Below are 22,514 nucleotides of genomic sequence, written 5' to 3'. Positions count from 1 at the left end.
CACCTTAAGAATATAGCCAGTCAGTATGCTGGTCGATATACTAATCCAACTTCCGCACCTGAAATCTTTGACAGCATCCATTAATCTCAAATTAATTACAGCAAGTCACTTATACCAGTCCTTTATATAGGAAGTAGAACCCGACGATAGTTAACAACACCGCAAAACATTTTTTCAATAGCTGCGGCGATAATATATGAGCCACTTTCGCCCCTATCTTTGCAGTGAAAAAGCTCATGATACTAATGCCTAAAAAGGCATAAACGTGAACAAAACCAATCGTATTGGGCACATCTACTTGCTGCTTCATTCCAAAAAACATAAACCCCAATGCACCAGCAATCGCGATGGGTAAACCACACGCGGCCGACGTACCAACCGCTTTTTGCATCACCACACCGTAGCGCGTGAGGTAAGGTACGGTTAAGCTACCACCACCGATGCCAAAGATGGCAGAAGCAATACCGATGACCCCACCTGCTGCCAGTTGCTTAGGCTTTGAAGGCAATGCTGCATGGGCGTTACTGATGCTGCTAGCGCTGCTAGCTATTTTCTTTTTGCCGCCCCTAAACATTTTAAAGGCCACCCAAAGCAAAAACACACCGACGATGAGCTGAAGGTATAACCCAGATATCTGCCCTGCTATCCCTGCCCCTAAAAAGCACCCTATCGCTAAGCCAGGTGCTAGGTTTTTGAAGACAGGCCACATGACTGCGCCTTTTTTATTGTGCGCCATTAACGAGCTAATAGACGTCACAATAATGGTCGCAAGTGACGTACCTAACGCCAAATGCATGATATTGTCAGGACTATAACCCATCTGAGTAAAGACAATAAATAATAGTGGCACGATGATGGTTCCACCGCCCACACCAAAAAGCCCCGCAGCAAATCCTGCGAGGGCACCTATGACTAAAAAAATGATTAATTCCACGGGATAGTTACTTCTCAGATTGACGATGAATAGTTTGATGACCATTCGATAATGGCCGGATGATTGACTTAAGCGATATCCACTTGACCCACTCGAGAGTAAGCACGATTAAAGTAAACCAAGCTTTCTTCTTGTCCATCTGATTGCTCAGATTTTTTGATGGCGACTACTCGGCACATAAACACACTGTGCGTACCTACTTTCTGAATTTGCTCAATCTCACAGTCGAAACTGACCAATGCATCCTCTAGAATAGGAGAGCCTGTTACTAGCTGAGACCAAGCGCCTTGTTTGAAGCGTTCTTCTGAATGTAACTTTGAGGCAAAAGCGTTAGAGACGGGCTCATGATGAGCGCCCAACACATTGACACACAATGTTTTATTTTCAACAAAATACGCATGCGACCGAGAGGTCTGGTTCATACAGACGAGCAAAGTTGGCGGTGTATCTGTGACACTGCATACTGCCGATGCTGTAAACCCATGAACGCCAGATACACCTTCTGTAGTGACAACATTGACCGCAGTCGTTAACAAAGACATGGCATCTCTAAAATCGGTTGCTTCAATCATATCTTTAATCATTACTGAAATCCTGTGAAACGTTAAAAAATTGTGCTTCAATTTTAGTTTTGCAAAGGGAGACCCTGTAAATAGAACCTCCTCAACGACTGAACTTTAATAAGCATCATTCAAGCTAAAATCCTAGCCTACAAAATTTACCAAAGCTACCAATACCAAAGCCACCAATGCCAAATTTACATCAGCTTGTTTGATAAGCTCTACGCAGTCAGCTCTTGACGAACGATCTGTGCGCCTGCACTTAATGCCGCAAGCTTGCCACGAGCCACTTGGCGTGACAACGGTGCCATACCGCAATTGGTTGCAGGATACAGCTTGTCAGCATCGACAAATTGTAATGCTTTACGTAGTGTGTTGGCCACTTCTTCTGGTGTCTCAATGGTATTGGTTGCCACATCAATGGCACCAACCATGACTTTTTTACCGCGAATCAATTCAATCAAATCCATTGGCACCTGTGAGTTTTGACACTCCAATGAGACAATATCAATCTTAGACTGTTGCAGCTGAGGAAAGGCCTTTTCATATTGACGCCATTCTGAACCCAGTGTCTTTTTCCAGTTATTATTGGCTTCGATACCATAACCGTAGCAAATATGTACTGCTGTTTCGCATTTTAGACCTTCAATAGCACGCTCTAAAGTGGCAATACCCCAGTCATTCACATCATCAAAGAACACATTAAATGCTGGTTCATCGAATTGGATAATATCAACGCCAGCAGCCTCTAGCTCTTTTGCTTCTTGATTCAGGATTTTAGCAAATTCCCAAGCCAGTTTTTCACGACTTTTATAATGATCGTCATACAGTGTATCAATCATCGTCATCGGCCCTGGCAAAGCCCATTTGATTGGCTGATTGGTCTGCTGACGTAAAAACTTGGCATCTTCTACAAATACTGGCTTTTGACGGCTCACCGCACCGACCACTGATGGCACACTCGCATCATAGCGATCACGGATTTTGACCGTCTCACGATTTTCAAAATCAACACCATCGAGATGTTCGATAAACGTGGTTACGAAATGCTGACGGGTCTGCTCGCCATCACTGACGATATCAATACCTGCATGTACTTGTTCTTGTAGTGACAGACGCAATGCATCTTGTTTGGCTTCAATCAACTGCTCGCCTTCTAAAGCCCAAGGTGACCAAATTTTTTCAGGTTCTGCCAGCCAAGACGGTTTCGGTAAGCTGCCAGCGGTTGAGGTTGGTAATAATAGTTTTGTCATGGTTGTTTATCTTCTCTCGTGTGCTCGGTTAAGCAGCATATTTATTATTGGTTTGTTTTTTATCTGCTTGACTATCAACGGTATAGCTTGCAGCCCACTCTTCAAGAATTTCTTGGTATGGCTTGATAAATGTTTCTTCCGTAAACTTACCTTGTGTCACTGCCATTTGGCTGCGTTCGGCGCGGTCATAGACAACTTGCGTCAGTGAATAATCTTGGTAGTTCAGGCTAGGTTGATACACTTGACCAGCATTTGAATTAGCATTGTAAATCTCAGGACGATAGATTTTCTGGAAGGTTTCCATCGTACTAATCGCACTGATAAGCTCAAGATCCGTGTAATCACTTAGCAAATCACCTGCAAAATAAAAGGCTAATGGCGCAGCACTACCTTCAGGCTTAAAATAGCGTACGACTAAGCCCATTTTATAAAAATAGTCATCAGTTAATGAATATTCGTCTTGCTTGTACTCAACACCTAATACAGGATGCTGGTTGGTAGTACGGTAGTAGGTTTTGCTGGTTGACACGCTCAGGCAAATCACTGGTTTTTTATTAAATTGCGCTTTGTATGCCTCTGAGTTCAATAAATATTGAAACAGTTTGCCGTGTAGCTCACCAAAGTTATCCGGTGTTATTGACGCTAAGTTTTTGTCACGATGCTCTGGTAATACAATGCTGAAATCATAATCACGCACGTAAGATGAGAAACTATTACCAATCATGCCGTCGATACGCTTGTTTTCTTTATGATCTACAATTGTGGTTTTTAGCGTTTCGATAATAGGAAACGTATGACCATTACCTTCAACATCCATATCGACAGAAACAATATCAACTTCAACAGAATAGCGGTCTGCTGTTGGGTTGTCCCAATGCGCCAATGCGTTAAAGCGGTTGTCTATCATTCTTAACGTTTTGCGCAAGTTCTCCTGACGGTGCTCACCGCGAGCCAAATTTGCGAAGTTAGTTGTCAAACGAGTGCTATCTGCAGGCTGATAGTTTTCATCAAAACGAATGTGCTTGATTGAACAATTGAATTCTTTACTCATGGTGATTCGCTACCTTAATTATCTGAGATAAAACCAAATTTGTGTATGAGGTGAATCATACCTAAATCTAAACATGAATAAAAACGATACAATTTAAACATAAGATGAATTACATTCATCTTAACAGAGATGCGGATAGAAACAGAATTGTAAGGCGGAAGTCTTGAAGATTTATTTATTGAATAACTAATCACGTTCACTATACGTAACGAAGCAGTCTCTTACGCTGCTTGATGATATTTTTAGAGCATAAAAAAAGGATACTGTAGTATCCTTATTATTCGAATTTGGTGCTGATAATAAACCTACTTTAGTGATGCTCACCAGGAAGAATTTTAGCAAAAACACGCTGAGCAAAATTAGGTTTGCTATCAGTCGTTTGCGCAGCAGTTGAACTTGGAAAAATGCGATAGCCAATGGACTGCACGCCAACGTTGAAGGCGGGTACCAGCGAGTAAGTCGCCGATGCAAATTTACCCATATTACTAGCAATGCTATTCGGCTTGTGAACGATGGCTTTCGCTACCATCATCGCTGCTTCATCAGGCATCAATGCTGGCATATATCGATATAGTTTGGTTGGTGCAATCATTGGGGTGCGTACGAGTGGCATAAAGATATTGGTCACTTTGATATTATCACCTTTGACTTCGGCAGCCAAACAGCGACTAAATGCATCCAAAGCTGCCTTTGATGCAACATATGCTGAAAATCGAGGGCTATTTGCCAACACCCCAATTGAAGATATATTCACAATTTGACCAGTTTGACGCCCAATCATAGTTGGCAAAAAACCAAGAACAATTTTGACCGCGCCAAAATAATTAATCTCCATGGTACGTTCAAAATCATGAAAACGGTTGACCGATTCATGTACTGAACGGCGAATCGAACGACCTGCATTGTTGACCAATACATCAACATGCTTAAAATCAGCCAGAATTTTTTCGCTGGTTTTTTCAATTTCATCCATGTTGGTAAGGTCACATGGATAATAACTGGCAGCGCCGCCAAGTGTTTCAATATTTTCTTTGACCATTTTTAACTTATCTGCAGTACGAGCCAGCAAAATAACATGTGCGCCACACTCACTGAGCAAAAAAGCCGTACGCTCGCCAATACCACTTGAAGCGCCTGTAATGATAATATTTTTGCCTTTGACCGCTTTAGTGATTACTTTTTTCGAGAGACTGGCCATAAAAAGTCCTTTTTGTTTATTCTATCGTTATTAGTATTTGGTTATAGCATAGCAAAAAAACGTAGTATGGAGTGAACAAAACCATGGTAGGCATGAGTTAACGGGACCTTTGTGAAAGTTCCTAGTCGTCATAAAGGCTTATGAATACAGTTTTAGTTTATGGCCAAATGCTATACTTTTTTGGTCAATTACGAGGAGTACCTGCTTTGATAGACACACTAACTCACTATATCGACTTAATTGCCAAAATTATTGAAGTCAGTGGCGTCCTCATTATGTTTTTTGGGCTATTTCTTGCTCTATATAAAGCCTTGCGAGCATCGGGTCATTTCAACAATGACACCTATATTGAGATCAGACAGACCGTAGGCAAGTCTATCTTGTTGGGTTTAGAAGTGCTGATTGCCGCTGATATCGTGGCGACAGTCGTCACGGAGCCATCGCTACGCAGCGTATTAGTGCTAGGTTTTATCGTACTGATTCGAACCTTTTTGAGCTTATCGCTACAAGTTGAACTAGAAGGCCGACTCCCTTGGCAGAATAAAAAATCGGCACATGATGAATAGTCTGACACATAAGACTCAAGCGATTACTATTCATGTGCCTGCAAAAAAGTCTCGACTACTTTAAATTGTCCAGCGGTACTTTCTTCGCCATACATCGCCTGTCTAAAGGCGTTAGAGTTTGGAATACCTGTCGTATACCATGCAATATGTTTACGTGCGATACGGCAGCCTGAATACTCTCCATAAAAATCATAAAGCTCTTGTAAATGAGCAAGTACGATCTCTTTTATCTCACTAACACTTGGGGCCTCTAAGCACTCGCCAGTACGCAAAAAATGCTCAATATCGCGAAATATCCATGGTTGTCCTTGTGCAGCCCGTCCAATCATCACCGCATCACATCCTGTCATTTCATAGACGTGTTGGGCTTTTTGTGCGCTATCGATATCACCGTTAGCAATGACAGGAATACTGATACTTTCTTTGACTTCACGTATTAGCTCATAACGCGCATTACCTGTATACATGTCCTCACGCGTACGTCCATGAATAGCAATCGCTGCAATACCTGCTTGCTCAGCACGGCGCGCCACACGCAAGATGTTTTCACGACCGTTTTCAAAGCCTAGACGTGTCTTTAGCGTGACAGGAGCATCTACCGCATTAACCGTCGCATCTAGCAAACGCGCGACCAAATCCTCATCTTGCAACAATGCGGAACCTGCCAGCTTACGACAGACTTTTTTAGCCGGACAGCCCATATTGATATCGATAATCTGTGCGCCATTATCAATTTGATAACGGGCCGCTTCAGCCAGTTTATCGGGCTCTGCTCCTGCTATTTGTGCAGAAATAGGCGCAATCTCATTATCAAAATTGGCGCGATACAAGGACTTTTTGCGCGCATAAAGAGCGGTATCCGCGATGATCATCTCGCTGACCGCGTGGCCCGCGCCAAACGACTTACACAGTCGGCGAAAAGGGTTGTCTGTCACGCCTGCCATTGGTGCGACCATTAGACGGTTTTCAATCGTCAAGCCACCGATATTTAATGGCTGTAACAATGGATGGTCAGACACTGGCAAAGACGTAGATACAACAGAAAAATCATTAGACATAAAAAAACGGCTTGATTTGTAAGAAAAACAAGCCGTTATTCTAAGGAATCCTGTATTTATTGCAAGTTATTCATGTGAATAGCTTGCAATAATCATACTCGTTTTCGATACATTCAGTCCATTATTTATCAAGCACACTATCTTGCTCTAGCGTGATGTCATCATCATGCTCTTGCATGCGCCACGGTAAGCTATCAGGCGACACATTAAGGAAATGTAAATACTTCTCGAACTGATCAATAATGTCATTAATCACTGATTCTGATTTATAGCCATATAAATCATATGTCTGACCACCACGGCGTAAATACACCTCAGCTCGATGATGATGCTCTTGCGGCAATGTATCTACGGTGTCTTCAGTATAATAGTCGGGCGCCTCATGCTCAGATAAGCGCACTTCATACCAAAACTCGACATCGTCACCACGTTGCAATTCAAGCACAGCACGGTTGTTGACCGCATCATAATTGACCTCAGTCGTCCAACCAGTTTCTGCAAATTTAGATGACACTTCCATCATCGATGGCATAACTACTTCTTTGATGTAGCTCAATACCTTTTCAGGTGTTGGCTTGTCAGTCATATAATCGATACGCTCACGCCATGCTGACGGTTTGAGCAGATGCGGAGGCAATTTGTTGTTCTGATCAAGGCTCTGATTACGATGTCCTTCGATACGCAGCGCACGCCACATGCCAAACATTGAAATAAGAATAATAATGGCAAAAGGTAACGCACTGACAATAGCTGCCGTTTGGAGCGCCGTTAGACCGCCTGCAATGAGTAGTACCGCAGCTACAGCCCCTTCGGTTACTACCCAAAAGCTACGCTGCCACCATGGCGTATCACTGCGACCGCCAGCCGCTAGCGAGTCGATCACCAATGAGCCAGAATCCGATGACGTCACAAAAAAGGTGATAATCAATAAAATGGTCAATGACGACACAAACTCAGTAAACGGTAGGTTTTCTAATAATTTAAATAGAGCAATCGCTTGGTTGTTTTGTACTTCGCTGATTAACGAGGTATAACCGTCGACCATAATCATATGTAGCGCAGTATCACCAAACACCGAAAACCAGAAGAACGTGAAGAAAGTTGGGACAAGCATCACACCCAGTACGAACTCACGAATGGTACGACCACGGCTAATCTTAGCAATAAATAGACCTACAAAAGGTGCCCATGCGATGGTCCAAGCAAAAATAAACAAGGTCCAGCTACCGATCCAATTGCTATTTTCGTAAGCCTGTAAGCTAAAGGTACGCTCAACGATATTACCCAAATAACTACCTGTATTTTCCATAAAGGCATTTAAGATAAAAATAGTCGGACCAACAACAAATACAAACACCATCAACGCAGTTGCCAATAGCATATTTAGAATAGACAAGCGTTTAACACCCTTATCCATACCTGCTAACACCGATACCAGTGCTGCGGCTGTTACCAATGCAATAGCAATCACCTGTACAGTCGTATTCATTGGAATGATATCTGGCAATAGGTAATTTAGTCCCGCGTTAATTTGCGACACTGACAAACCAAGACTGGTAGCAATACCAAACATCGTACCCAATATCGCAAACACATCGACCGTATGACCTATAGGGCCATGAATCTTGTCACCGATAATTGGATACAGCGTTGAGCGTATTGATAGTGGTAGGCCATGTCGGAAAGCAAAATATGCCAACGATAAACCCACTACCCCATAAATCGCCCAAATATGAAAACCCCAGTGGAAATACGCAATTCGCATCGCCTCTTTTGCCGCGGCAATAGTTTGCGGCTCCGACATTGGCGGACTGGAAAAATGCATGACTGGTTCCGCTACACCATAAAACAGTAGCGCAATCCCGTAGCCTGCCGAAAACAACATAGCAAACCATTCGAGGAACTTATACTCTGCCTCGGCATGGTCAGGACCCAGCTTAATACTGCCATAAGACGAAAATGCCAGTACGATGATGAACATCAAAAACAACGCCACGGCCAGCATATAGAACCAGCCGAACGTCTCAGTTGTGAAAGCAAGCACATCGTTGAATAGCGCACCAGCTGCTTCAGGATTTATTGCGGTACCGATGACCAACAGCATCATAATAATAGCTGCTGGTACAAATACCGGCAATAAAATAGTCGAACGAGGTAATTTACTCATGAAAGATAATATCCTCAAAAATTAGCAAAATTAGCGATGCCTTATTATAAAAAACTATCGATTGGGGCAAAGATTGGAAAATGTGTGTGAGCGATTATAATAATTATCACACTCTTTGCTAAAACCCTAGTTAAGCGTTAAATTGGTAACATGAATTTAAGTAATGTTACATAATTATTACCAAGAAAATAAAAAAGGCAGCTTGCTAGCTGCCTCTTGATTGTATATGTTTTATATTTTCATAATAAGAAAGTAAACAAACTAAAGTTTATAAATGTACTGTCGCTTCTAGATGTATCTTTCTCTGTTCAGTTAAAAAATACTCTATTTAGTTATTGAGCATCAATTGCTGCTACCAGTCGTTGTGCAATATCTGCAAGCTCACCTTGATCAGCTTGTGTGACAGCATGGCGGCCTAGCTCATGGATGCTTGAAGGGATCAGATGTATATGATAATGAAACACAGTTTGCCCTGCTTGCGCCCCATTCAACTGCATTTGAATCACCCCTTCACGCTCAAATACTTTACGCTGTGCCTGCATGACTTTTTTGGACGTCATTAGTACCGCCGCAGCATATTCTGGTTCAAGGTCTTCCAAATCAAAGGCTTTTTGTTTAGGTATCACTAGTACATGGCCTTCAGCCTGCGGCATAATGTCCATAAAGGCGAGCGTTTTATCATCTTCATATACCTTATGATATGGAATATCGCCCTCTAGCATTTTGGCAAAAATATTATTGTCATCATAGGTGGTTTGTTGATTAGCTTCAGTCATTATTTTTTCCTTTAAGAGTTTTATTATTAGCTAATTAATAGCTCAATAGCTATCCAAAATAGATAAAAGCGTCTGTCATATAGTGGACGAAATATAACCTTAGTACAAGTCAGTGTGACAGTCGAATTTGAAAAATATCAAGCCATATTCCAACTATGCTAGCTCACTATTTTATTGGCGGGCCATACCCTTAAAATGTTATATTAACCCTCTATTTTAATAACGCTATGTTTATGGATTTGCCTACTTTGCCAACCAATACATTAGATAACTCGAATAGCTTAAACAACTTAGATAGCTCAGATAACGACACTGACGCTGTACGCGATGACGCAACCCAAGTGTCTGGAGAAGATACTTCTGTGTCTGACAGCATTGCTTCAGCACACTCCGACTCAGTACAATCTAACCTTGAGTCTGAAAATATGACTCAAACCATCGATCCAAACGCGGTCATATTAGCAGAAGCATTGACTGACAAAGCCATCAGCTGGCAGATACACAATTGCAAAATCATTAAAAAAACTGTCACCCAAGACTTACCGCTGCCTTTTCTATATCACTATGACAGTTTAGATGACACGATTAAACAAACGCACTCTCTCACTCCTGAACTGCTGCTTAAATTTAATACGCCTATGTCAGCTCACGAGGCTGCTAAATTGATTGGTATTGATAAGGAACTATTGACCAGTCCTTGGCATGTAAAAATTATCGGCTCGTTAGTGGTATTTAGTGAGGCATTGCAATTGGCAGTCAGGCTGCATTGGACCAATACAGGTAAGGAGACGCAGCAGGTATATACCAAAGATGCTGCGGATGCGATTACGGCGGCGTTCAAAGACTGGCAATTTTTTGGTCGCGTAGACGTCCTCTACAAAAATAGCAAGCAGACATTAATCAGCGTTGACGAGCAAAACTCTAATACGCAAGCATTATCTGCCGAATCACTGTTGACAATTGAGGCTAGTAGCGACTATCAGCAACTACTAGCTACCCATGCGCTCGCAGCCATTGTGAAATTAGAAGCAGACAAGACCGATCTTCCTTGGTTCAATAAAGCCATATTAGAACGTATCGAATAGACGTTTTGAATACCTGCTTTTTGTTCATCGCTTACGATTATTAATTCATTATTATTAGCATATTGTTTTTAGTTATTCATATCTAATGGTATGGTAACGAATTAGTATTATTCACTAGTACTCACTCTCTATAAAAAGCACACTATCCCTATTAGAACTGAGGGTGCACATTTTAACAACCCCGCCTATTTGTAAGGAATATCACATGGATTATCGCTCAAAAACCTCTACCGGCGGTCGTAATATGGCAGGCGCGCGCGCATTATGGCGTGCAACCGGCATGACTGACGGCGACTTTGGTAAGCCAATCATTGCGATTGCTAACTCTTTTACCCAGTTTGTACCTGGTCATGTGCATCTAAAAGACCTTGGACAACTGGTCGCACGTGAGATTGAGCAAGCAGGCGGCGTTGCAAAAGAGTTCAATACTATTGCGGTCGACGATGGTATTGCGATGGGTCATAGCGGTATGTTGTACTCGCTACCAAGTCGTGATTTGATCGCTGACTCTGTCGAGTACATGGTGAATGCTCACTGTGCAGATGCGCTAGTATGTATTTCTAACTGTGACAAAATCACCCCAGGTATGTTGATGGCCGCAATGCGCCTTAATGTTCCAGTGGTATTTATCTCAGGTGGTCCAATGGAAGCGGGCAAAATCTTAGCCAGTACTGTTGGTAAGAGCCATAATACCGATGGTAGTGATAGTAGTGCTGTTCGCAAACTTGACCTTGTCGATGCGATGATGGACGCCGCGGATGATAGTATCAGTGATGAAGACGTCGCCGCTATCGAAGCCTCAGCCTGCCCTACTTGCGGGTCATGCTCCGGTATGTTCACTGCCAACTCAATGAACTGCTTGACCGAAGCTTTAGGCTTAGCCCTACCAGGTAATGGCTCACTATTAGCCACTCATTCACTGCGTCGCGAGCTATTCTTAGAAGCTGGTCGTACCATCGTATCACTTGCCAAGCGTCGCTATGAGCAAGATGATGATTCTGTACTGCCACGTTCTATCGCTACCAAAGCCGCTTTTGAAAATGCCATGAGCTTAGATATCGCTATGGGCGGCTCAACCAATACCATCTTGCATCTACTTGCCGCTGCCAACGAAGCAGAGATCGACTTTAAGATGGCTGATATCGACCGTTTAAGTCGCGGTGTACCTTGTCTAGCCAAAGTAGCGCCTGCCTCGCAGAAGTATCATATGGAAGATGTGCATCGTGCTGGCGGTGTCTTTGCATTGTTGGCTGAGCTCAATCGTGCTGAATTACTAAAAACTGATGTGCCGACCATCCATAGTGCAACGATGAAAGAAGCGATTGAGAAATGGGATATCATGAACCCCGACAATCATGAAGCACGTGCGCGCTTCCTTGCAGCACCTGGTGGTATACGTACCACAGAAGCATTTTCACAGTCACAAGAGTGGGCCAATCTTGACGTCAACCGTGAATCAGGATGTATCCGTAGTGCGAAACACGCCTACTCTACAGACGGCGGCTTAGCCGTACTATATGGCAATATTGCCGAGCGTGGCTGTGTGGTCAAAACCGCAGGCGTCGACGAAAGCATCTTAACCTTTACTGGTCGCGCACGTCTATTTGAATCACAAGACGATGCTGTTGCTGCTATATTAGATGATCAAATCGTTGCAGGTGACGTTGTCATCATCCGTTACGAAGGCCCTAAAGGTGGCCCTGGTATGCAAGAAATGCTATATCCAACGACGTATCTAAAGTCGAAAGGATTGGGTAAAGAATGCGCATTGCTCACCGATGGTCGTTTCTCTGGTGGTACATCAGGCCTATCAATCGGTCATGCTAGCCCAGAAGCTGCTGAAGGCGGTGCCATCGGCCTAGTTGAAGAAGGCGATACCATTCATATCGACATTCCTAATCGCACCATTAACATGCAAGTCAGTGATGCAGACTTAGCTGCTCGCCGCGAAGCTATGGAAGCGCGTGGTCGTGATGCATGGAAGCCTGTCAGCCGTGAGCGTTATGTCACGCCAGCATTGCGTGCTTATGCCGCGATGACTACGAGTGCCGATACTGGCGCCATACGTGATGTGAGTCAAGTTGAGCGCTAAGCTGTAACATCTAAATGTTCCAAAAATACTGATAAAAATATATAAAGCCTGCGCAATGCAGGCTTTTTTTTCACCAAAAAACAACGCAGCTGTCATTTTGATAACTATTTTTTGCGGTAATTATTTTATTTTGGCGTCATGATAAAAGATATCGATGACTAAATTTATCTACGGTTATTAATTGTCATCGGTATCTAGAATCACCTTTAAAAAAAACCCTTAAAACATAATGACGTGCGTAACCTTATGATCGAAAAATATAATTTATTTTTACTAATCTGCGGGATTGCCTTTTTACTAGGGGCATTATTTCCTGTTATTTTTAAGCGCACCTCTATTTCATTACCGATGCTTCAGGTCAGCTTTGGCCTAATAATGGGCTACTGGTGGACGTCTTTGTCTTTTTTAGACCCACTTGATAACGGTTTACTCATCGAAAAGTTGACTGAGATTATCGTATTGGTCTCATTGGTTGGTGCTGGTATTAAAATTGACACGGACCTATCTTGGCGATTATGGCGACCGACCGTAAGACTGCTGCTTATCACCATGCTGATTGGTATTTTTGCGATGGCAGTCTTGGGTTATTACGCCTTTGGTTTGACATTGGGAGCTGCTATTTTGTTGGGTGCGGTACTAGCACCAACCGATCCTGTCTTGGCCTCTAGCATACAAGTCGGACCTCCCAATACAGGCGGTGAAGACACACCGCGCTTTACCTTAACGTCAGAGGCCGGATTGAATGATGGTCTGGCTTTTCCGTTTGTATATCTAGCAATTAAGATCGCAGAAGCGTTCAGTGAAGGCAAAGCCTTTACCTATGAGATGCTATGGTCGTGGTTCACTCATGATGTTTTGTGGAAAATTGGCGCAGGCGTCGTGGTAGGTGTATTGGTTGGTAAGATATTGGCCAAAGTGGTCTTTTCTAAACATATCCGTGAGACAACTATCTCGCAAGGTTATGTGGTTATTGCGTTGACGCTACTAGCGTATGGTCTTGCCGAATATGTACACAGTTATGGCTTTATCGCTGTATTTGTTGCTGCATTTGCGTTTCGTCGCTCAGAGTGTGAGCACACTTATCACCAAAAACTGCATGATTTCGCTGAACAATCAGAAGGCTTGCTGATGTCGTTAGTACTGGTTATCTTTGGCATATTCCTTGGTCAAGGGCTGCAGGCTGATGTCGAGCTCACATGGCGTGTCTATATCGTTAGTTTTACCTTTCTACTACTTATACGTCCAATCGGTGGATTTATTGCCTTATCAGGATTGAACCTGCCTCGTACCGAAAAATACGCGATATCGGCTTTGGGTATTCGCGGTATTGGCACTCTGTACTACTTGTCCTACGCTCTCAATCAAGGATTTTTTGCTGATGAAGATGCACTTAAACTATGGATTGTTTGCTCGATTGTCATTTTGACTTCTATCTTTATCCACGGTTTAAGTGCTTCGAGATTGCTTAAAATGACACCAAATAAGCAGCATTAAAATTAATGCTACTTATATTTGAAACAGAATCAATTCGCGATTAAAGCTAGCATTATTAAAGTATCTCTTCGACCCAGCTCAAGACGGCCTCTGTTAACGCAAACTGACGAACGTCATTGAGCATAGTCGTATCAAAATTATGGATAAAAGCAAGTGACAATTGGCGTTCAGGGTCGCACCAAGCGACCGATCCGTTATATCCCATATGCCCAAATCCTGATAATGCTGAACTTATTCTCTTATCTGTATCGTCTTTTTTGGCATGTAAGCTAAATAATCTATGGTAGCCTAATCGCCATTTCATAGCCGCTGGCATAACCGCATCCAAACCCTCAACTTGCGGAGTTGATAACTGCTCAAAAGTGGCACTATTAATCAGCGTTTTTCCTTGCCATACACCGCCATTGGCTAGCATTGCGTAGATTGTTGCCAGTGCTTTAGCGGAAGCGACACCATTTGCCGCTGGAATGACCGCCTGTAGAGTCTGACGGTTATAATAATCAAGCGCTTGCTTGCCAGCAGGTATCAGCGCCGCCTTATAATTTTTTAGATTAAGCTGACTGGTATTGAAATATAAACTATTGATACGCGCAGTATTTAAGGTAGGTCGTACACTATCATTATCAGAGCTATCATCAGAGCTACTTTGTGTTCCAGCTGCACGCTTATCATCTAGCATTTTCTGCTGCCAGCAATAGTAACTGGGCAAGCTTGCATAAGTACGTAAGGTTTCTTGAGAGTCCACTTTTAAGATTGGTTTTTGACGTCTCGACTTCAATTGAGAGCTCGTATCTTCTGACTCTTCAAAATCTTTGACCAATTTTGCCACCTGATCTACTTTGCTATCTGGCACACCAAAGTAGCAGCTGTCGGCAATACCTAAAGGCTCAGTTAGGTACTGGCTCAGTGCTTCAGCGAATGATAAATCTGTGACTGCCTCTACTACGCCGCCTAATACCCAGCCATAGACCAATGCACTATAAGCGCTGTCATACTTGGTAGCATCTTCGGGAGAAGTGATGGGCATCGCTGCAATATAGCGCAGCATCGTATCCCAATCGAGTACCGTTTCACTATCGACATCAATAATTTGAATTGAAAACAAATTGGCCTGATGTGACATGATTTGTCGTAAGGTGATTTGATCTTTACCGTTTGCAGCGAACTCTGGCCAGTAATGTGCAACAGGTTTGTCATATTCAAGCAGCTGCTGCGAAACAAGCACATGAACCAACGTTGCCAACACCCCTTTACCAGTAGAGAAATTAATCGCCAACGTGTCAGGCTGCCAGGGCACATCAGAACGTGCCATACCTGTACTGGCTTCTGCTATACACTGGCCTGCCTGATACACTACTACAGCCCCACCAGCGGGTGCATCATCAAGCTGTAAATCTGTCAGTAATTGCTGTAAGTTTTTCTGAATATCCATATTCGTAGTTATATTAGGATTTTCTGTATTATGTTCCATTATTACCTTGCTCCAGTGATATAAATTATTCTACTTTTGAAATGAGTCGTTCTTAGACTATATAAAATATTTGAACCAGTATAAATGAATTGTGAACCAATAAAAAAGGCCACCTATTGGTCGCCTTTTTTATTATTTATTTCGATAATATTTTGAGAGATTGCTAGCGTCTAAAACAGTACTAGTGTTCAATACAACAAACCTGATTAACGCGGTACTAGCAAACGGTTATGAACTTCTTGTTCAAGCTTAGTCAAACCATGACTGCGTCCACGTTCCATCGCTGTATCCATCTTACGTCCACGTAACCATCCTGCCCGCAGTGCAATTGCAGCGCCTACTCTGTTACCAGACCCACAGTGCATCGCGACTTTTTTGCCATGATGTTGACGTAATACATTATCAAACGCCAATATCTTAAGCTGCTTTAGCTCTTTAGCACCATTGATAGGCAGGTGTTCATAATGCATACCTGCTTGCTCAACTGCTGACGCCTCATCAAAGCTTAACTCGTCATCAGGCTGCAAGTTAATGACCAACTCGACGCCCGCTTTCGCTAAAGCAACAACCTTCTCGTCATTTAATGCGCCGCAAACAATAGTATTTGCGTCTGGACGAAAATAAGGCTCAAAGATAGCAGCCAAATCAACGCCATTATCGGCACTAATATGAATGTTAGTACTGCTATCATTAGCAGCGACCGTATCGCTCGATATCAAGCTATCTGTCTTGTCTGCATCTATCGCGTTTTCTTCTGAAGGCATGTTTTGTGAAGTCATAGTAATAAATATATACGTTAAATATGGTTGTTAGAGTAGGAGTTTTATGATGCTATATACTACTTGCTGTCGCTCTTTAGTGTTACCACACCCGCTAGATGCGGTTTGTTGTTTTTAGAGCTATACAGTCCGAACTCACAAGTATCGTCTACGCTTGTAAGCTGGGCTACTGGCTCAGCAATCAGCTCTACTTCAGCTGGCAAGAAGATAGGCAGCTTAAATGAGACGTCAATCGTGTAAGCGTCAGGCAAGTCACCCATCAAGGCAAGGCACTTCGCTTTTGACCACATACCGTGTGCAATCGCTTTTGGGAAACCAAACGCACGTGCTGATAGCGGATGTAAATGAATTAAATTAAAGTCACCTGAAACAAAAGCATAACGACGACCGATATCTTCTGGCACTTCAAAAATACTATGAGTACCTTCTTCATTTACTTCTAGCTTGACCACTGCTGGACGCGGTGTACTTTTTTTATCTTTGCTGCTACTAGGTTTTTTGCTACGTGATAAATAAGTCGACGTACCTTCCCAGATAACCTCGTCTTCTGACTTTACGATAGTCACAAAGTCAAACTGCTGACCTTGGGCATGATCGCGTAAATTATCGAAAGTGACCGACATTGCTACCGTTTCACGCTCACCGATCGGACGATACTGGGTTACACTATTGTCGACGTGAACAAGACCTAACATGGCAAATGGAAATGGCTCTTTAACCATCATGTTCATCTGCAACGTTTGTGACAATACCGAAAAGTAAGTTGCCGGTACTTTACCATCATCAGCAAAACCGCAAATGTTGCGATAATCGTCTAGGTTTTCTTGATCGATATGCAGATCATCTACATAGTAAGTAGATTGTGGTAATTGGTCTCTACTGACCTTATCAGCATTTCCAATTGGCAATAAGCTTTTAACAATATTGGCGTAAGTGGTGTGCGCCTTTGGCAACGCATCATAATGTTTGTCTGACATAAGTACTTCCTAAGTGTGGCTTGAACAAGTTCTTTAACGTATATAAAGACAATCTGCAGTCATTGACTAAAGCCTACTATTAAATCATCTAATAAGCATTAAATTTAATCAACCTCATGAGTATCCTTAACAGCAAAAAATAGTTTGGCTATTGGTTCTTGTGTTTTTACCATAAAAAAGCCACCCTTGGGCAGCTTTATTACACTATATAAGAGATTATTTCGTAAGCATATGTGATACAAACGAGAAATAATAGGTCATATCATACAACTAATTTTTTTATCTGAACCTAACTTCTCACACATGCCTACTCATTAATCGACATTATGCACCAAGTAAACTTTGACCACAGACACGAACCGTGTTGCCATTTAGACCACCAGACGCAGGTGAGGCAAACCATGCGATAGTCTCAGCCACATCTACTGGCAAGCCGCCTTGGCTCATTGAATTCATGCGGCGACCAGCTTCACGAATAGCAAATGGAATGGCTTCTGTCATTTGAGTTTCAATGAAACCAGGAGCGACTGCATTGATCGTCATGCCCTTAGCATTGTCTTCTAATTGCTTAGCAGTTGCATTAACCAAACCAATGACACCTGCTTTAGAAGTGGCATAGTTGGTTTGACCCATGTTGCCCGCAATACCTGAAATTGACGACACACATACGATACGTGCGTTTTCTTTTAATACGTCATTATCCAGCAAATAGCGATTCAATCTAGCGATACTACCTAGGTTAATATCGATAACCATGTTCCACTTTTTCTCATCCATCTTAGCCAATGTCTTATCACGAGTCACGCCAGCGTTATGAATAATTGAATCTAGGCCGCCACGCTTTTGGGCAGCATCAGCAATTTCTGCGCCAGCGTCTTCACTAGTAATATCTACGGTCAAAGCTGAGCCGCTGATTTCGCTAGCAACTTTCTGTAGGTCAGCTTGCTGCTGCGGTACGTCAAGACAGATTACATGCGCCCCTTCACGAGCCAATACACGAGCGATTGCTTCACCAATACCGCGACTTGCGCCAGTCACCAGCATAGTCTTACCGCCCAAAGGCTGGTTCCAGTCAACATCAACTGAATTGCCTTCGCTGACACGTACTACTTGTCCTGATACATAAGCTGAACGAGCTGAGGTGAAAAAGCGTAGGGTTGAATCTAGGTTTTGCTCTGCGCCTTCTTCAACATAAACTAGCTGTGCTGTGATACCGCGCTTAAATTCTTTACCCACTGATTTCACAAAACCTTCAAGCGAGCGCTGAGCCATTGCTGCTTCAATATCAGTGATATTCTCTGGCGTACGACCAACCACAACCACACGGCCTGATTTTTCTACGCGGCGTGCAACTGTGTGGAAAAACTCATAAAGTTCGTTTAGCTGTTCAGCATTGCTGATATTACTGGCATCAAACAATAATACTTTGAATTGATCGTCGCCGCCCGTATTGGCTTTTGTTTCTACGCCTGCATCAGCAAGTGCGTCTTTGATGTCATCGCTGCTATTTACATATACTTCAGCATGGACATCTGACAGAATGCGTGCCACAGACTCGCTGACACTTTTGTCATCGCCAGTAGCACGTCCAACCAATACACTACCGCGCACCAAACGCTCACCGCTTTCAAAACGATCAAGCGTCGTTGGCATTGGTAAGCCTAAATTTTTTGCTACTTTTTTGCCAATAGAAGATTGAACAAAGTCACCATAACGGTCTGACATAATATAATCCTTATAATCAATGATTTGTATAATAATAAAAAATGCAATGAATCTATTATATAGAGACATTGACATCGTAATTATTTAAATTTAGTAAATCGCCTCAAAACTAGCCTAACTATACACTTCCCTTATAAACAAGTCCAAAAACAGACAATGTCTACAACAATCTGTAAACAAGTCAGTATACAAGCCAGTCGCTTTTAGCAACGTTAAGCGCCACTATAACATGTTAAAATCTGACCTATAAGTTATGGCATACTTGATTATTGATAACAATATATTATCAAAAATACTGCTATGTAATGCTAACATTTCTTACTAGCCAGTCTATTAGAACGATGCACTATGGTCATCAATCTACTACTGACCTTATACAAGCGTCACATAGTTTGCTAAAGAGATACATTAAGTGCATAAAAACGCCTTATGAGAAACAGCTGTATTGCGTAATAAATGATAATATTTGCTTGTATAAAAGAATTTAATCATTTTTTATTATTACCTCTCAATTTTTTCTACCCATACTTTTTAAGGATAATATTATGAGTAATAAAAACAATCATCCAGATAGCCCTGTTGTTGAAAGTACGGTTGTTAAAGCGACGGATACAAAGTCTGATATGGTAAAAAAAGAAACAGCTAGTGAGAAAGCTGTCGACGAAAAAGTAGAAACTACTGCTGCTAAAAAACCTGCTTCAAATAAAAAAACTAGCGCAACTAAGCCTGCTTCAAACCTGAATCGTGTTGCTATTTTGGGTGGTAACCGCATCCCATTCGCGCGTTCAAACGGATCATACGCTGATGTTAGCAACACAGACATGCTAACAGCTGCTTTAGACGGTTTGGTTGAGCGTTATAACCTACAAGGCGAAACAGTAGGCGAAGTGGTATCTGGCGCAGTCATGAAACTTAGCCGTGATATCAACCTTACTCGTGAAGCTGCATTGAATACTGCGCTAAACCCACACACGCCAACGTATGATATCGCACAAGCTTGTGGTACTGGTCTGCAAGCAACATTTGCTTCTGCTAACAAGATTGCACTTGGTCTGATTGATTCAGCAATCACTGGTGGTGTAGATACTACGTCTGACGCTCCTATCGCTGTCGGCGATGGCCTGCGTAAAGTACTGATCAAGCTTGGTGCAGCAAAAGACAACAAACAACGTCTAAAAGCACTCATGGGTTTAAATCCAAAAGACTTAATCGATTCACCGCAAAACGGTGAGCCACGTACTGGTCTATCAATGGGCGATCATCAGGCGATTACTACACTTGAATGGAACATCAGTCGCAAAGATCAAGATGAGCTTGCGTTTAACAGCCATCAAAATCTAGCACGCGCTTATGACGAAGGGTTCTTTGACGACTTGATCACGCCATACAAAGGCCTGACTCGTGATAATAACTTGCGTCCAGATACTACATTAGAAAAACTGGGTAAATTAAAACCAGTATTTGGCAAAAAGAATGCCAACCCAACGATGACTGCGGCCAATTCTACACCGCTTACTGACGGTGCTTCTTGTGTACTATTAGGTACTGATGAATGGGCAAAAGAGCACGGTCTAAAGCCACTTGCTTATATCGTTCATCAAGAAACCGCAGCGGTAGACTTTATTGGTAAATCTGGCACTACAGAAGGCTTACTAATGGCACCCGCTTATGCGGTACCACGCATGCTTGAGCGCGCTGGTCTGACTTTACAAGACTTTGACTTTTATGAGATTCACGAAGCCTTTGCCTCACAAGTACTATCGACCCTAGCTGCTTGGGAAGATGAGAAGTTTTGTGAAGAGCGTCTAGGCTTAGATGCACCGCTAGGTTCTATTGATCGTAGCAAGCTAAACGTAAACGGTTCATCACTAGCAGCAGGTCATCCATTCGCAGCAACTGGTGGTCGTATTTTAGCGACTGCAGCAAAACTACTGGATCAAAAAGGTTCAGGCCGTGCACTTATCTCTATCTGCGCAGCCGGTGGTCAAGGTGTAACTTGTATCCTAGAAAAATAAGCTGATAGTTTACATAACTAGCAATTAATCTTTTTAGACTCTTACGGCACTCTCTAATTACGCATTAGAGGGTGCTTTTTTATGTCGCGACTGTGGCGATTTTACATTGATACTAACTATTGTTTTGACTGTACTACATGCTCTAAAAATACTCAAAAACACAATAATAAAACGTGACCAATCGATAGCTTGAGAAATAGATATGCTAAAGTAAAGAGAGGTAATAATAAAACAATAACGATATTCATGAGGAGCTTCTATGAGTAAGATCCCGTCAGCCATCGAACCTACTACGTTAACACCGCAAGAACGACAAGAGCTTAGTTCAACTGAACAAAGTAGTTTTGTAGGACGTATGGATAAAGAAATATTTAATGATGAATTGCATCGTAAGATGCGAGAAGACCTGATCGATACTTATGATGAAGAGCTAGAGAACGAGATAGATGATTACGTACGTGATTTTCGTTTTGATGGACGCGAGATGAGCGAACAAGAAAGATTAAATCGGCGCACCTACTTTCAAGAGCTGGTAAGGTTACAGCGCGAGCTTATCAAACTGCAAGACTGGGTAGTTGCACGTGGTGAACGTATCGTTGTGATATTTGAGGGTCGTGACTCTGCTGGTAAAGGCGGCGCTATTAAACGCATCACCCAACGATTAAACCCACGCGTTTGTAGAGTAGCTGCCCTACCTGCTCCCACCGAGCGCGAGCAAACGCAGTGGTACTTTCAACGTTACGTGGCGCACTTGCCAGCAGCAGGCGAAATCGTATTGTTTGACCGTAGCTGGTACAACCGAGGAGGCGTTGAACGAGTTATGGGCTTTTGCACTGACGCGCAATATGAAGAGTTTTTTCAGTCGGTACCAGAATTTGAGCGCATGCTAGTACGCTCAGGGATTCGTTTGGTAAAGTACTGGTTTTCTATTACTGATGATGAGCAACATTCGCGCTTTATGAGCCGTATTCACGATCCATTAAAACAGTGGAAGCTCTCACCAATGGACTTACAATCGCGGCGACGCTGGGAAGATTATACCAAGGCGAAAGAAACCATGTTTGAGCGTACCCATATACCTGAGGCACCATGGTGGGTCGTTGAAGGCAATAATAAAAAGCGGGCGCGACTAAATTGTATCGCTCACCTACTGGACCAAATCCCTTTTAAAGAAGTCCCTCGCGATGAAGTTGAACTACCAGAGCGTAAACGCGACGATGAGTACTATCGCGAACCTATCCCCGATGATATGTATGTACCGCCTCGCTATTAAAATACCAGCGCCTATTACTATAAAAAACTAAGTAAACCAG

Annotated in this window: 18 protein-coding genes; 6 read left to right on the top strand and 12 right to left on the bottom strand. The window is 42.7% G+C overall.

What is annotated here, in order from left to right:
• Positions 1-109 precede the first annotated feature (109 nt).
• From ACT3QQ_RS10750 to ACT3QQ_RS10730, 5 genes are all read right to left on the bottom strand, one after another.
• The gene (locus tag ACT3QQ_RS10750; RefSeq protein ID WP_444528011.1) at positions 110-934 is read right to left on the bottom strand and encodes a sulfite exporter TauE/SafE family protein; all 825 of its coding nucleotides are present in this window, start codon (positions 932-934) and stop codon (positions 110-112) included.
• Positions 935-1,002: 68 nt separating this feature from the next.
• Positions 1,003-1,506, bottom strand: coding sequence for a flavin reductase (locus ACT3QQ_RS10745; protein ID WP_444521978.1), 504 nt, complete (start codon positions 1,504-1,506; stop codon positions 1,003-1,005).
• Positions 1,507-1,715: 209 nt separating this feature from the next.
• The gene (locus ACT3QQ_RS10740) at positions 1,716-2,747 is read right to left on the bottom strand and encodes a methionine synthase (protein WP_444528010.1); all 1,032 of its coding nucleotides are present in this window, start codon (positions 2,745-2,747) and stop codon (positions 1,716-1,718) included.
• A 28-nt stretch (positions 2,748-2,775) separates the two neighbouring features.
• Positions 2,776-3,798, bottom strand: a complete 1,023-nt coding sequence (locus ACT3QQ_RS10735; RefSeq protein WP_444519631.1) for a DUF1852 domain-containing protein — start codon at positions 3,796-3,798, stop codon at positions 2,776-2,778.
• A 310-nt stretch (positions 3,799-4,108) separates the two neighbouring features.
• A complete protein-coding gene (locus ACT3QQ_RS10730; RefSeq protein ID WP_444519630.1) occupies positions 4,109-4,996 on the bottom strand; it encodes an SDR family NAD(P)-dependent oxidoreductase in 888 nt (295 codons plus the stop codon).
• A 206-nt stretch (positions 4,997-5,202) separates the two neighbouring features.
• On the opposite strand from ACT3QQ_RS10730, the gene ACT3QQ_RS10725 reads away from it, so the two are divergent.
• Positions 5,203-5,562, top strand: coding sequence for a DUF1622 domain-containing protein (locus ACT3QQ_RS10725; RefSeq protein WP_444528009.1), 360 nt, complete (start codon positions 5,203-5,205; stop codon positions 5,560-5,562).
• Between the two features lie 26 nt (positions 5,563-5,588).
• Here the strand turns inward: ACT3QQ_RS10725 and dusB are convergent, their stop codons facing one another.
• The 3 genes from dusB to ACT3QQ_RS10710 form a co-directional block, all read right to left on the bottom strand.
• A complete protein-coding gene (gene dusB, locus ACT3QQ_RS10720) occupies positions 5,589-6,620 on the bottom strand; it encodes a tRNA dihydrouridine synthase DusB (protein WP_444519628.1) in 1,032 nt (343 codons plus the stop codon).
• A gap of 121 nt (positions 6,621-6,741) precedes the next feature.
• On the bottom strand, positions 6,742-8,787 hold the full coding sequence (locus tag ACT3QQ_RS10715) for a BCCT family transporter (protein ID WP_444519627.1): 2,046 nt from the start codon (positions 8,785-8,787) through the stop codon (positions 6,742-6,744).
• Positions 8,788-9,119: 332 nt separating this feature from the next.
• The gene (locus ACT3QQ_RS10710; protein ID WP_444519626.1) at positions 9,120-9,563 is read right to left on the bottom strand and encodes an HIT family protein; all 444 of its coding nucleotides are present in this window, start codon (positions 9,561-9,563) and stop codon (positions 9,120-9,122) included.
• Positions 9,564-9,796: 233 nt separating this feature from the next.
• Between ACT3QQ_RS10710 and ACT3QQ_RS10705 the strand changes: the two genes are divergently transcribed.
• The 3 genes from ACT3QQ_RS10705 (at position 9,797) to ACT3QQ_RS10695 (ending at position 14,234) form a co-directional block, all read left to right on the top strand.
• On the top strand, positions 9,797-10,648 hold the full coding sequence (locus ACT3QQ_RS10705) for a hypothetical protein (protein ID WP_444528008.1): 852 nt from the start codon (positions 9,797-9,799) through the stop codon (positions 10,646-10,648).
• A gap of 205 nt (positions 10,649-10,853) precedes the next feature.
• Positions 10,854-12,740: a dihydroxy-acid dehydratase gene (gene ilvD / locus ACT3QQ_RS10700; protein WP_444528007.1), complete on the top strand. Its 1,887-nt coding sequence runs from the start codon at positions 10,854-10,856 to the stop codon at positions 12,738-12,740.
• Between the two features lie 246 nt (positions 12,741-12,986).
• Positions 12,987-14,234 carry a cation:proton antiporter gene (locus ACT3QQ_RS10695; protein ID WP_444528006.1) on the top strand — a complete coding sequence of 416 codons (1,248 nt, stop codon included), beginning with the start codon at positions 12,987-12,989 and terminating at the stop codon, positions 14,232-14,234.
• Positions 14,235-14,289: 55 nt separating this feature from the next.
• Here the strand turns inward: ACT3QQ_RS10695 and ACT3QQ_RS10690 are convergent, their stop codons facing one another.
• From ACT3QQ_RS10690 to ACT3QQ_RS10675, 4 genes are all read right to left on the bottom strand, one after another.
• Positions 14,290-15,705, bottom strand: coding sequence for a serine hydrolase domain-containing protein (locus ACT3QQ_RS10690; RefSeq protein WP_444528005.1), 1,416 nt, complete (start codon positions 15,703-15,705; stop codon positions 14,290-14,292).
• A gap of 206 nt (positions 15,706-15,911) precedes the next feature.
• Positions 15,912-16,484, bottom strand: a complete 573-nt coding sequence (locus ACT3QQ_RS10685; RefSeq protein ID WP_444528004.1) for a beta-lactamase hydrolase domain-containing protein — start codon at positions 16,482-16,484, stop codon at positions 15,912-15,914.
• Positions 16,485-16,543: 59 nt separating this feature from the next.
• Positions 16,544-17,461: a MaoC family dehydratase gene (locus ACT3QQ_RS10680; protein WP_444528003.1), complete on the bottom strand. Its 918-nt coding sequence runs from the start codon at positions 17,459-17,461 to the stop codon at positions 16,544-16,546.
• Between the two features lie 324 nt (positions 17,462-17,785).
• Complete coding sequence (locus ACT3QQ_RS10675; RefSeq protein WP_444528002.1) at positions 17,786-19,186, bottom strand: 3-oxoacyl-ACP reductase; 1,401 nt, start codon at positions 19,184-19,186, stop codon at positions 17,786-17,788.
• A 545-nt stretch (positions 19,187-19,731) separates the two neighbouring features.
• Here ACT3QQ_RS10675 and ACT3QQ_RS10670 point away from each other — a divergent pair.
• Together ACT3QQ_RS10670 and ppk2 are read left to right on the top strand one after the other, a co-directional pair.
• Positions 19,732-21,201 (top strand): acetyl-CoA C-acetyltransferase, encoded by a 1,470-nt coding sequence (locus ACT3QQ_RS10670; protein ID WP_444528001.1) that lies wholly within the window; start codon positions 19,732-19,734, stop codon positions 21,199-21,201.
• A 259-nt stretch (positions 21,202-21,460) separates the two neighbouring features.
• Positions 21,461-22,474, top strand: a complete 1,014-nt coding sequence (ppk2, locus tag ACT3QQ_RS10665; protein ID WP_444528000.1) for a polyphosphate kinase 2 — start codon at positions 21,461-21,463, stop codon at positions 22,472-22,474.
• Positions 22,475-22,514: the final 40 nt, after the last annotated feature.

Source organism: Psychrobacter sp. AOP7-A1-24 (assembly GCF_052376235.1).
Classification (GTDB): Bacteria; Pseudomonadota; Gammaproteobacteria; order Pseudomonadales; family Moraxellaceae; genus Psychrobacter.
This window is presented reverse-complemented; position numbering and strand designations above follow the sequence as displayed.

Excerpts from the sequence above, each read along its gene's own strand:
- ACT3QQ_RS10745 (WP_444521978.1), bottom strand. The coding sequence starts at position 1,506 with ATGATTGAAGCAACCGATTTTAGAGATGCCATGTCTTTGTTAACGACT.
- ACT3QQ_RS10690 (WP_444528005.1), bottom strand. The coding sequence starts at position 15,705 with ATGGAACATAATACAGAAAATCCTAATATAACTACGAATATGGATATT.
- ACT3QQ_RS10695 (WP_444528006.1), top strand. The coding sequence starts at position 12,987 with ATGATCGAAAAATATAATTTATTTTTACTAATCTGCGGGATTGCCTTT.
- ACT3QQ_RS10715 (WP_444519627.1), bottom strand. The coding sequence starts at position 8,787 with ATGAGTAAATTACCTCGTTCGACTATTTTATTGCCGGTATTTGTACCA.
- ppk2 (WP_444528000.1), top strand. The coding sequence starts at position 21,461 with ATGAGTAAGATCCCGTCAGCCATCGAACCTACTACGTTAACACCGCAA.
- ACT3QQ_RS10710 (WP_444519626.1), bottom strand. The coding sequence starts at position 9,563 with ATGACTGAAGCTAATCAACAAACCACCTATGATGACAATAATATTTTT.
- ACT3QQ_RS10685 (WP_444528004.1), bottom strand. The coding sequence starts at position 16,484 with ATGACTTCACAAAACATGCCTTCAGAAGAAAACGCGATAGATGCAGAC.
- dusB (WP_444519628.1), bottom strand. The coding sequence starts at position 6,620 with ATGTCTAATGATTTTTCTGTTGTATCTACGTCTTTGCCAGTGTCTGAC.
- ilvD (WP_444528007.1), top strand. The coding sequence starts at position 10,854 with ATGGATTATCGCTCAAAAACCTCTACCGGCGGTCGTAATATGGCAGGC.
- ACT3QQ_RS10680 (WP_444528003.1), bottom strand. The coding sequence starts at position 17,461 with ATGTCAGACAAACATTATGATGCGTTGCCAAAGGCGCACACCACTTAC.
- ACT3QQ_RS10735 (WP_444519631.1), bottom strand. The coding sequence starts at position 3,798 with ATGAGTAAAGAATTCAATTGTTCAATCAAGCACATTCGTTTTGATGAA.
- ACT3QQ_RS10730 (WP_444519630.1), bottom strand. The coding sequence starts at position 4,996 with ATGGCCAGTCTCTCGAAAAAAGTAATCACTAAAGCGGTCAAAGGCAAA.
- ACT3QQ_RS10675 (WP_444528002.1), bottom strand. The coding sequence starts at position 19,186 with ATGTCAGACCGTTATGGTGACTTTGTTCAATCTTCTATTGGCAAAAAA.
- ACT3QQ_RS10740 (WP_444528010.1), bottom strand. The coding sequence starts at position 2,747 with ATGACAAAACTATTATTACCAACCTCAACCGCTGGCAGCTTACCGAAA.
- ACT3QQ_RS10705 (WP_444528008.1), top strand. The coding sequence starts at position 9,797 with ATGGATTTGCCTACTTTGCCAACCAATACATTAGATAACTCGAATAGC.
- ACT3QQ_RS10670 (WP_444528001.1), top strand. The coding sequence starts at position 19,732 with ATGAGTAATAAAAACAATCATCCAGATAGCCCTGTTGTTGAAAGTACG.